We start from the raw sequence: 12,477 nt of genomic DNA on the forward strand, positions 1-12,477 counted from the left end.
ACTTTGTACATGAAACTGATCTATATATACGATGCCTTATGTGGATGGTGCTATGGATTCACGCCAGTAATCGAAGCTTTACAGCAACACCTCGGACCTGACACAGAAGTAGAAGTGCTTTCAGGCGGAATGCTTCGCAGCGCTAATCACAGGCCAGCATCCGCTATGTATAATTATATTAAAGAAGCGCACAAGCAGGTAGAAACAACCTCCGGTGTACAATTCGGGCAGGCATTCCTGGAAGAATACCTTCGCACAGATGATATTATGGATTCAGAAAAACCTAGTATTGCGTTAACAGTATTCAAGGAATATCTACCTCAAAAAGCACTTGCATTTGCACATGATATGCAGATCGCACTCAACTATGAAGGCAAGAGTCTGAATGAAGATGCAACCTATCGAACACTGATCGCCAAATACCAACTACCTGTAGATGCATTTCTTGAAAAAATGAAAGATGATGCAGTAAAATATGATACTATCCAGGAGTTTAACCAGGTTGAACAATGGGGTATTACAGGTTTCCCAGCAGCTATTTTTGATGATGGCAAAGAATACTTTCTAATCGCTAAAGGATACACTCCGTTAGAAATACTTATCGAAGTGATTGACAAAATTAAACAAAGTAGTTAAGATATAAGAATTGTAGAGTAGTGCATTGATTTGTACTAGTAACTGATAATACTCAAATCATAATCGATACTATTCAACAACTCACTACGCCACTATAACTTTAATGCTTTATTTCATTAATCTTAATTCTGAAATTTGATCATGTATACAATCAGGATTGCTGACACTAACGACATTCCTGTTCTCCAGCAGTTAAGAGACGAGATTTGGCGTCCGACATACAAAGATCTCCTGACGCCAGAACAGATTGATTATATGCTGGAAATGATGTACAGCACAGAAGCATTGACCAGTCAGATGGTAGAGAAACAACACCGCTTCATTCTACTATATGACAAGCAACGTCCTATCGGATTTGCATCCTACAGTACGACAGCGGAAGCAGGCATATACAAATTGCAAAAGATATATCTCCATAGTGACTATCAGGGAAAAGGTGTAGGGAAACTATTACTGGAGGACATAATTGAAAGAGTGAGAATAGAAAATGGAACAACCCTTGAACTGGATGTAAAAAGAGATAATAAAGCCCGATTCTTCTATGAGAAGCAAGGCTTCGTTATTACACAGGAAAAGGATACAGATATTGGAAATGGCTATTGGATGCGCGATTACGTAATGAGAAGACCTTTATAAAACAATCCAGCCTGGTAAAAATACCAGGCTGTTTCCCAAGTTAACCATTAAAAGACACAACTTTTCTAATTAAAATTCTTTAGGTGTATTCGGAAAAGTCATTTTCCTTTCCACCTGTCTATAAATACTTACGATAAATGTTTAAACACGGATTTTAAGTTGTTCTTTTTTTTGAAAAAAAGCAATTCTCATTATTTACTCAGTATCAATAAGATAGGTCTGTAAAAAAATTTCCCGCATGGAAAATGCGGGAAATAGATAAATCAGTATGTGTTTTCGGTAATATAGACTAACTATTAAAATACTCTTGGGATAATTTCATGATCACTACTCCATCCAAATCTGTAATTCAGCATTAACTCATGAGACACAGATTGCGCGCCTTTTAGATTAGAAGACATCGGTGTATCATAAGAGTAACCAAGTTGGAAACCAGTACCCAATCTAACTTGTACCAATCCCGTAACGGTTTTCTCGGAACGCCAAGATGCACCCAACCAAAGCACTTCCTTGATCAGTACACTTGTATTAATGTCATATTGCATGCCACTGCCTTGCGCCTGTCTCAACAATATGGATGGCTTAACAAGAAAGTCGTCATTTACACGTGCAGCATACGCAGCCTGCAGGTAATAATGTGAAATTGACTTTACCTTATTTACGCTATTACCAAGGTCGAAGGATTTAAATGCAGGTGCAGACAATCCCAAATAAAAATTTTCCGAGTATAGTGAAAACCCAAAACCTACCTGCGTCTTCCAATAGGCCAGATTAGTCGCAAAAGTTGGATCTGTGGTTATCAGTTCACTATTATTTTCTTTGTACTGTGACATCCCGGCCTGCAGTCCTAATGCCAGATGAACTGTTTCACTCAGCGATACCTTCTGTGCGGCCAATAGATTATAGTCAGTACGTGACTGAACTGTGATTGACTCCTTCATTGCAGAGAAACCAACGCTGGTACCTTTCTCATTTAGCGGCGTATAAAAATTTACCGTCGCTGTCTTAGGAGCTCCATCAACGCCAACCCACTGGTTACGACCTACGACAGTCAGACTTGCTGATTCGTCAGTAGCTGCATAAGCCGGGTTAATTACCAACCCGTTTAGCATATACTGCGAATAGATAGGGCTTTGTTGTGCGCGTGCCGGTATGTAACAGGCAGCAGTTACAAGCAGACCAAAAAGGAATTTCTTCTTATCAATCATCGCTATCGTTTTATTACAATGAACCCAGTGTAACGCTGTTTATTACCATTTGCATCTGTTGTGTGCACAATAAAGAAATAAGATCCATCCGGTACGTCCTGGTTTTTAGCACCGCCAAAGTTGCCTCTGCCATTGAAGTTGTTCGTCTGGTTATGATATTTCTTTGTTGTAAACACAGTGCCTCCCCAACGATTAAAGATTGTCACTTCATTATCAGGGTACTTGTCAATATTTTCGATCATCAACACTTCATTACCTAAGCCATCATGGTTAGGCGACATCGCAGGATGAACACGTATACCGCCGTTGTTATTATCTCTCCATCTGCCATCGGTAATGAAACGTTCCACATAATCAGGAACACCATCACCATCCGAATCACAGTCCATACATATCTGAATCAGGCCGGTTGCCGTTATAATAGAATCAACTGCAGGCACCTGCTGATTAGATGCAACCGTTGCTCTCAGCAGTCGCATACCGAAGATCTTATCTTTCTCAACACTGTTAACTGGCACAACAATATCTGCAGATGTTTCACCAGGCATCACGAGCACTGGTATAACAGTAGCGTCATAATCCTTCGGAGCCTCTGCTAACATGGTATTAGCAGGAACCTCTGTCGGTGCAGGTGTATAAAATTCATAGTAAATAGTTACTATACGGGAACTTGGGCGGTTAAATTGTACAGTGAATGGCAATGGCTGTCCAATAGTATCAAACTTAACTTTCAGTGCATAACTGGTTGTTGTAAATGATACTTTCAATGAATCATTATCACTAACTGTATTCGATATTTCGCTTCTGTTACCAACATAGTAAGGAGCACCGCCACTCAGTGGGTTAAACTCTTTCACTGCTGCCTTAATCCATCCATCGTCATCATTGAGGTTATTGTCATTAACTCTCACTTTAAAACTACCCTCTTTAGTACCCTTTGGTATTGTTACGACTATAGTATTACCAGATACATCGCCGCCTGTAAGTGTCAGCGTACGGAACATATCATTGGTCATTTCTACTGTAACTGGAATATCAACAGTAATTGCACGGCTTAGGCTGATATTAAACTGTGTCTCACCACCTTCTACCAGCTGACTGGTATTGGTTGAAATGTTTACAACAGGCGTATCAATATTACGGTTGTAGATGATCATCGTTGCAACTGGATTATCTACGAATTTCCATTCCACGTTTGGTAATGCAGACGATGCACTTGTCAATGTTGACAGCACCATCAGATCAGGGCCGGCATAACGTATACCTGCTGGTGATAAGTTGAAATATACCATGCTTTCTCCCTTCGGAATAATCGCGTATCCGGGCAGGATGTTATAATCAATGCCAGAAGTAGCTGTACCGGACAGGCTGTATAATACTCGAACATTATCAGAAGCTCTTAACGTTGTATCCTGGAAGCGTATCCTGAATGTACCTTCTGTGGATGGCTGTGTTGCATCAGATAATTTCTCAATCAGCAGTTTACGCGCTTCTGCCTTCGGACCAGTAGGTGCATTTTCATCATCCGTAACCAGAATCAAAACGGGAGAAATATCTACTGTAAGATTGATCGGATTACCGTTGTTCTCAGCAACTGCACTTGTCAATGTAATACGCAATGTTTCATCACCTTGTAGTATAAGGTCGTCCTTGATACGCACTGGTACAACCACCGATGTGGATCCAGCAGGAATAATTACAGATGAAGGCAATGGTTCAATATTATCGCTGTTGTAAACAGATCTGAAACTTACGGTCACATCTGTAACAGAAACCAAAGGCATTTTAATAATAAATGCTCCATCAGTTGAAGGTTCGCCTGCGTCACTGATTTTATCTATTGTCAGTGCAGCGGCTGTAATCTCAAGTATCTCCAACGGCGGTATAGCTATGAATGTAAAACCTTCTGCACCTGCTGCGAATTGCAACACTTTTGTTCCTTCCAGTCTGAAATTGTCAGGTACGCTCAGGAAGAATGTTATTTTGTTGCTATCAGCGGGTATCGTTACCACGGTAGGCAATCCGATATAATTGGTGATATCGGCAGTAGATGAAGGATCTGGTGTTACATTGATAGTGATCGGCATTTTGGATGTAACCAGTGGATCTACAAAACCAATAGTAACCTTTGTCGCACCACCACCTTTATGTATACCAGAGGAATCGAAGGTAATTCTCAGCGCAGATACTGACGGATCAGAAATTGTAGCATCGTCAATATACAGGTCAAAGCTATCCACAACGATCATCGGCAGTAGAGTTACTGCACCTGAAAATCTAACCAACTCAGGGTTTTCAATTACTTTGTCAGCAAGTGCTTTAATATCAAAATCTGCAAAGTTTTCACCGGGATTCATTGTGAAGGTAGTTGGCAAGCCGGTGTAATCAGCTGAAGTGGCTTCAGAAGCGGGCATTGCTGCTACCTGCACAAATAGCGATTTTGCAGAAGTTACTCCTGTAGGGAAACTCGCGCGCACCGTATATGTCTCACCTTCCTTTACACGGTTACCACGGGAAACAGGCTCTGGATTGAAGTGAATCTTTGTCTTTTCAGGATCATTAATCGTTACATCAACGATATTGAATGTGATAGAGTCTGCAGGAGCACCATCTATTTCTACTACAACTACCAGCTTATCATCGTCAGCCAGTATGTTATCCATACTTGCTGCTATAGGTACAGGGATAGTCACAGTATTACCACTTAGCAACATTGTCTGCGGTACACCCGTAAAGCCACTGACAGCAGGAGAACTCAATCCTCTTAAGATCCTTACGTTCAATGGAGTTGAAGGAACTGCTCCAAAAGGCATCGTCACCGTGATAAACGCACCGGCCCCGCCTTCCACCAGAGTTGTGGTGTCAACAGTGACTTTTGGAACAGCTGCCTGCGTTTTATCTTTGATGATTACAGTAGCTGGCACTACCTGTAATCCATTCAGTGCTGAAGCAAGAGAAGCGCCCATCACCATGATCTCGTCACCCTCAACGACCATGTCAGTGAGGATATTCACATTGGTAGTAACACTTGTAGCTCCACTATTAATAGTAAGCGGTGTAGTTTGAAGTTCATAATCATCTGGAGCGGCTGTAGACCCTGTAGCCAGTTCCGGTGTGATTACAATTGGAATTTCTGTTGTATAACCTGGCGGCAGACTAAATGTGAAACTGTACCCTGTACCACCTTCATCCATTTCCGTATGACTTGGTATAACGGTGATTTTCTTATTTTCTGGATTATCCCCTGTCGCATCTAATACCGTACCGCTGAATCCAGTCACAGTCAGACCAGGAATCGTTGTAGATACGCCTGTAACAGTTAGTGCCTCATCTAATTCCAGTATCTTATCACTCACAGCTCTAAAGCCATCAACAACTGTATAATTATTCATGCCTGCAGGCAGTGTGATTGTTGCAGGAATTGAGTAATCGGTTGTAGCTGCTACTGAAGCTGCGTCATGAGACAGATTAATATTAATCGGGTATTCAGAAGTTAATGTGGTATTCGCAAAACTGATTCTGATACCAGTACTGTTTCCTTCTTTAAGAGCTGGCGTAACCAGTTCTATCTTCATATCCTTATTCCCTGGTATTTCACCGGTAACATCCTGGATAGTAATTAATGATGAATCAGTAGTAAAACCATTAGGCTTAACGACTATCCACAGACTTTCATCTGTTTCAAGCACATTATCTGCTTTCGCTCTGATATTAGCAGGGAAGCTTACAGAATTTTGACCTGCCCGGATCACGAGGTTGGTGGGTAACGGGCTTTCCAGATCAAGTTCTGTAGCCTGCGAACTTAAGCCTCTCGATATACTTACCGGTACATCATATAAAGACGTAATACCGTTAGGGAATGCGATAGTCACAGCCGCACCTGCTTCTCCCTCTCTGATAGTTGATGGTGTGGTTGTTACAATCAGTTTCATGCTACTATCGGCATCCACATCTTTTATAGTTACTGCAGGACCAACATAGTTATATACTCGTCCAGCGCCTACATCATCGATTGCCAGTAAGTTCAGATTGAAGTATTCTGGTACAGGTCCTTCCATCAGATTATCCGCAAATACGGTAAATGGAATCTTGGCGACTGTATTACCAGGAGTGATTTTGAAATCGAGACCTGAATAATAGTTCAGATCAAAGTCTATCTGATCTTCTGCGGTTGAGTTATCCCAATCAACATATACATCCAGCATATTAATTGTTACCTCTGTGGTCACACCTGGAGGCAGGTGTAACCCAAGGAAACCTGTATATCCTTCAGGAACTGGCCTTGCAGCATCAGGAGATACGCAATCTGCCATGATCCGGGAATAAGCAGGATTCAGGAATGTGCTGTCTTTAATCTGTATGTCTTTCTGACTTGCTACGCCAATACCTAAAATTGTTCCCTGGAATCGCAGAGACAGATTTTCTGTATTTTCCAGTACCTTATCTGCTTTTGCGCTAAAATTGAAGATAGGAGTACCTGTCTGGTTAGCCGGAATAATAATATTTGGAGGAACAACGTAGTCAGTATCACCGGCGGTAGAAGTAGCTACACGAGAGAAACTAATTACAATATCTTCCGGACAGGTAATACCAATTGGCAGCGTAATCCTTGCTTTTGAAGAATGACCTTCAAACAGAGAACTACTGTCAATATTCATTGTGAGCGTTCTTGGCTCGTCATCTACAATTGTATAATCTACTTCCGAAGTACCGGATATGCTCAATAACGAGGTACAGGTACTTACAAGTTTTAAACGCAGAGTACGACTGTACTGCAGCTGATCATTCCCAATAACACGCAGATTAGGAATAGTTACCGTTTTAGGAGTAGTATAGTCTCCTGCTGGAACTAGGAAAGCTTCTTGTGTAAGATTGAAATCGGTTCCTGGTACAGCTGGATGTGCATAATTTGACGCATACGCAGCATCGTACCTTACGAGAACATATGCCGGGGCATTCAGCTTGCCACCTGATACGGTCAGGGTGAGTCCCTGTGCAGCCTGTTCACCATCAGCAGTATTACCTTCATTACCAGAGAGCGTACCATTTGAGAATTTAATATTCACCGGTGCGAAACCAGGAACCGGAATGGTATCCTTCATCGCTTTGATGGAATCAAATTCAGTCATAGTTGTACCATATCCTGATAACAGGCGATATGTTTTGAAGTTCATAGGATCAGGATCAAGTGATCCATCTCTGAAGATAGCGCCAAGCTGTTTCATGATACCCATAGAACGGCCATTACCATCTATACCGTCAGCAACAGTATTGTATGGGAAGGACCCTCCATCATTAACATAAAACCTGTGACTTGGAACTGATATTTCCCACGAATCAAATTTCCTCAGAGATCGGTATACGTGACTCCTTGGAGCTTCGGGAGTAGTAGAGCAGCTAGCATCTCTGTAGACCCCAACTGTAGTACCATCCGGGCTGACAAATCCATAGGCGCATGGGCTGGCGGCATCCGGATCATCTCCTGCGGCTGCACCCATTACTACCTGCTCAGACTGATACAACAGGGCTTTGGTAAAACCGCTGGTCTGAGGCATGTGCAGGACGTAGTCCATGAAGAAATAGTTAGTATTCTTCACATAGGATACAATAATAGTTACCGTACCGGTTTGGCCGGTCGGATAATTCTTATACCTATCCACAATAGTTCCTACAATATGTACTTTAAAAGGATCCCAGTATTCACCAGTACCTGATATGGGGGAAATATAACAGATACTTGGACTTCTAAGGTTAGCGCTGGCCAGATAGCCGCTATTCTTAAAATCTAAAAAAGCTCTCATACCTTGAGAGCTATCCGTTCTGATATAACTTTCTAATAAACCCTTACGCGTGACCTTGATACCACCATCACTGAGGATTTCTATCTTCAGGTCATTTAACGCAGGCGTACCTCCGGTAGGATTGATCACAGCTCTAACATTCTGCGCGTTTGCCTCACTGCAAAAAAACAGTAATAATAAAGGCAGCACTATCCTGCAAAGGGCATTCTGCACTTTACGGAACGAAGCAGAACTGCTACGTTTCATAGGATTGGGAAGCTTCAACATAGTACGTGTAAAGTTGTATTATCCGTCAAAAACTTAAAAAAGTCACTGTTCAATAAAGATGGTTATCCTATGCACTGATGTGCCGGTTTTTTTTGGCAGTTCATCAAACAATTCACAAAGGCCCATCTCCAGGGAACCACCACCGTATTATCTGATAAAATAAAAGACAATACATATATATTAAATACAAACATATCTGTTTTTTGATACTTACACAAACAATTTTATATGTTTTGTTAATATGTCGGTTCTAATAATGTGGATAACCAGCGGCATCTATTAAGCTTCAGTCACTTGTAAATTCACCCAAACAGTGGAAAAGTGAAATATTCTGCGAGGGAAACAATGTTATAACGACTAACTAGTCTGATATCACTGGCTGACAAAGACTAAAAAGTACAAATGTTCTATTTGCTTATCTAAAAAAAGAACAAATGCATAGTTTAAACCCATAAAATAACACTAGATTTGCAAAAAACAAGAATAAATGTCTACAGTAGCAAATTCTAACATCGACTTTAGCCTTGCATACAAGGTAAAAGATATGTCTCTGGCTGAATGGGGACGTAAGGAAATCGAACTTGCAGAAGCCGAGATGCCCGGTCTGATGTCTCTGAGAGAAGAGTACGGTGACACTAAGCCATTACAAGGTGCACGCATTGCTGGTTGTCTGCATATGACAATCCAGACAGCGGTACTGATCGAAACTCTGGTACACCTAGGCGCTGAAGTACGCTGGAGCTCCTGCAATATATTCTCTACTCAGGATCATGCTGCTGCTGCCATCGCTGCTGCAGGTGTTCCGGTTTTTGCCTGGAAAGGTCTGAACGAGCAGGAGTTTGATTGGTGCATTGAACAAACTTTGTTCTTTGGCGCTGCTGATCGTCCATTGAATATGATCCTGGATGATGGTGGCGACCTGACTAATATGGTATTTGATAAATACCCTGAGCTGATCCAGCACGTAAAGGGTCTGAGTGAAGAAACTACTACCGGCGTTCACCGTCTGTATGAGCGTATGGAAAAAGGTACTTTACCTATCCCTGCCATCAATATCAACGACTCTGTAACCAAATCCAAATTCGACAACAAATACGGTTGCCGCGAATCCTGTGTAGATGCTATCCGTCGTGCAACTGATGTGATGATTGCTGGTAAAGTTGCTGTAGTTGCCGGTTTCGGCGACGTAGGTAAAGGTTCTGCTGAATCACTGAGAGGTGCTGGTGCTCGTGTAATCGTTACTGAAATTGATCCGATCTGTGCACTGCAGGCTGCCATGGAAGGTTACGAAGTGAAAAAGATGACCGACGCTGTTAAAGAAGCTGATATCATCGTTACTACTACAGGCTGCCGTGATATCATCACTGGTGAGCACTTCAAACTGATGAAAGACAAATGTATCGTATCTAATATCGGTCACTTCGATATCGAGATCGACGTTGCCTGGTTGAACAAAAACTATGGTAATACCAAAGTTGAAATCAAACCTCAGGTTGATAAGTACACTATCGATGGTAAAGATATCATCCTCCTGGCTGAAGGTCGCCTGGTAAACCTGGGTTGTGCAACTGGTCACCCATCTTTCGTAATGAGTAACTCATTCACTAACCAGACACTGGCTCAGCTGGAACTCTGGCAGAATACAGACAAGTACGAAAACAAAGTTTATGTACTGCCTAAGCACCTGGATGAGAAAGTTGCCCGTCTGCACCTGAAGAAAATCGGTGTTGAACTGGATACGCTGACTGCAACTCAGTCCGCTTACCTCAACATTCCTGCTGAAGGTCCTTACAAACCAGATTACTACAGATACTAGTCTGATTAATCAGTATATTAGCAAAGCTCATAACTATGATAGTTATGAGCTTTGCTTTTTTTAGTTATTCACCCATATCTGCCACGATGGAGTATCCACGTAATTCCACTAATTTTGCACTATGACCAAGCTAAGCGTAAACATCAACAAATTTGCCACCCTTCGTAATGCCCGTGGTGGTAATATGCCGGATATTCTGAAAGTGGCGCAGGATTGTGAGCGTTTCGGCGCTGACGGTATCACCGTACATCCAAGACCGGATGAGCGGCATATCCGATACCAGGACGTAAGAGACCTGAAACCGCTGGTAACAACTGAATTTAATATTGAAGGATACCCTTCTCAGGATTTCATGGATCTGGTGCTTTCTGTGAAACCCCATCAGGCAACACTTGTACCCGACCCACCTGATGCCATTACTTCCAATACAGGATGGGATACTATTCAACATCAGTCTTTCCTTCGTGAAGTAATCGGAACTTTAAAGGCAAATGGTATCAGAGTATCCATCTTCCTTAATGCAGAGGTAGATAAAGTAGAAGCTGCTAAAACAGCTGGCGCTGACCGCATCGAACTCTATACCGGCCCGTATGCTGAAGAGTATGAACGTGCTCGTACGCAACCGCAGAATCTGCAGCTGTTCAATGATTATAAGAATACTGCCCGTGCTGCAACCGCTATCGGACTTGACCTGAATGCAGGACATGACCTTAATCTGGATAATCTACGTTTCTTTAAACTACACATCCCGCAATTGAAAGAAGTTTCAATCGGACATGCTTTAGTTTGTGATGCGTTATATCTGGGACTCGAGAATACAATTCAGATGTATAAAAGACAACTCGCAGAATAAAAGTACCAACATCCGGAACAAGGCTATACCGACAATAAGGCTGGCCTGTTTATATTCAGCGAATAGAAAGCAGGAATCAGGGATCAAAATACAGTGAAGATTAAAAGTCTGAGCCATACAATTAAAACAATTCCTGATTCCTGACTTCTCATTCCCAATTAGCCCCTAATATTTCCACTCCTTTAAGGGCATACTTACGCCCAGCTGATTCAGTGCCTCACTCCGCTGATACCATGATCTTGCATATCTCAGGTGCAACTTCCTTGTAATAATCCCTATTCCACCAGAAAAGCCACTCATACCCTTTTGCTGAGGCAATCCCAGTTCCTGCCGGCGCAGGTGATTATAAGCTGCTGTTAATTCTATATAACGTCCTATCTCCCATTGAGCAGCCAATACAAAATGCCGGAATATCTTATCTGCTGTTCCTCCAGTAGTTGCAGTGTCTCCATCTGAAATAATTGTTCCCTCTTGAAAATCAGGGTCTGCATAGCGCACATCGAACTGATGTACATGATGTATAGTAGCGGAGAACTGTAAAGGCACATTATTCAACCTCTTTGATATACCAACCTGTAAATCAAAGGGTAAAGGCTCCTGATTATCCTTGGTATATGTCTTCAACTGCACTCCCATATTACGAAATACCAAACCTGCCTGCCAATGCTGCGCGGTATCCTGATAGGTCAGCCCAACATGAAAGGCTAGTCCGGAGGCACGATACTGCTGATAGGAAGAATGAACATACTGCATGCTGATACCATAATACCATCGCTCCAGATACCGCCGTGAAGCTGTTAACTGTATTGCCATATCCCTGGGTTGGAAAGTACCCTGTATAGTGCCTGTAGCATCGGTGGCGGTGATCATACCATAATCGATATACTGCACACTTCCTCCAAAAGTGGTCTGGTATTTCTCAGCATGATGGCCATATAAAGCATGACCATACTTTACACCACCGAAGTAATTGGTATAGTTAACCTGAAGATCCTGGTGCATGACAGGCCGGAGCAGGGCGGGATTCAGTGAGGACAAGGCAATATCATTAGTCTGCAGGCTGACATTCACACTGCCCAACGCTGCTATGTGCGGTGCTACCGGCAAATCCAGAAAAGAGAACACATGCTTTCCTCCCAGCACCTGGGCATTAGCAGACGGTATAAGGCAGCATAGGTATGGCAGCGCAAGCAATAACGCAATAATATTCTTCCTCATAGGAAGTATAAAGCTAAAAAAAATACCGAAGCCATTCCCGTC

7 protein-coding genes are annotated in these 12,477 nt (G+C 42.3%); 4 read left to right on the plus strand and 3 right to left on the minus strand.

The window, feature by feature from the left end; translation table 11 throughout:
* The first annotated feature begins 9 nt into the window (after positions 1-9).
* Together K1Y79_RS06115 and K1Y79_RS06120 are read left to right on the plus strand one after the other, a co-directional pair.
* Complete coding sequence (locus K1Y79_RS06115) at positions 10-636, plus strand: DsbA family protein (protein WP_220249112.1); 627 nt, start codon at positions 10-12, stop codon at positions 634-636.
* A 141-nt stretch (positions 637-777) separates the two neighbouring features.
* Positions 778-1,272, plus strand: coding sequence for a GNAT family N-acetyltransferase (locus K1Y79_RS06120; RefSeq protein ID WP_220249113.1), 495 nt, complete (start codon positions 778-780; stop codon positions 1,270-1,272).
* A 296-nt stretch (positions 1,273-1,568) separates the two neighbouring features.
* Here K1Y79_RS06120 and K1Y79_RS06125 read toward each other — a convergent pair whose 3' ends face one another.
* Together K1Y79_RS06125 and K1Y79_RS06130 are read right to left on the minus strand one after the other, a co-directional pair.
* Positions 1,569-2,480 carry a PorP/SprF family type IX secretion system membrane protein gene (locus K1Y79_RS06125; protein WP_220249114.1) on the minus strand — a complete coding sequence of 304 codons (912 nt, stop codon included), beginning with the start codon at positions 2,478-2,480 and terminating at the stop codon, positions 1,569-1,571.
* 2 nt (positions 2,481-2,482) lie between these two features.
* Positions 2,483-8,548, minus strand: coding sequence for a T9SS type B sorting domain-containing protein (locus tag K1Y79_RS06130; RefSeq protein ID WP_220249115.1), 6,066 nt, complete (start codon positions 8,546-8,548; stop codon positions 2,483-2,485).
* A gap of 487 nt (positions 8,549-9,035) precedes the next feature.
* Between K1Y79_RS06130 and ahcY the strand changes: the two genes are divergently transcribed.
* Together ahcY and K1Y79_RS06140 are read left to right on the plus strand one after the other, a co-directional pair.
* Entirely contained in the window at positions 9,036-10,364 is a 1,329-nt protein-coding gene (gene ahcY / locus K1Y79_RS06135; RefSeq protein WP_220249116.1) for an adenosylhomocysteinase, read from the plus strand.
* A 121-nt stretch (positions 10,365-10,485) separates the two neighbouring features.
* Entirely contained in the window at positions 10,486-11,217 is a 732-nt protein-coding gene (locus tag K1Y79_RS06140; RefSeq protein WP_220249117.1) for a pyridoxine 5'-phosphate synthase, read from the plus strand.
* 165 nt (positions 11,218-11,382) lie between these two features.
* Here K1Y79_RS06140 and porQ read toward each other — a convergent pair whose 3' ends face one another.
* On the minus strand, positions 11,383-12,435 hold the full coding sequence (gene porQ / locus K1Y79_RS06145; RefSeq protein WP_220249118.1) for a type IX secretion system protein PorQ: 1,053 nt from the start codon (positions 12,433-12,435) through the stop codon (positions 11,383-11,385).
* Positions 12,436-12,477 lie beyond the last annotated feature (42 nt).

The organism is Chitinophaga rhizophila (assembly GCF_019492185.1).
Taxonomy (GTDB): domain Bacteria; phylum Bacteroidota; class Bacteroidia; order Chitinophagales; family Chitinophagaceae; genus Chitinophaga; species Chitinophaga rhizophila.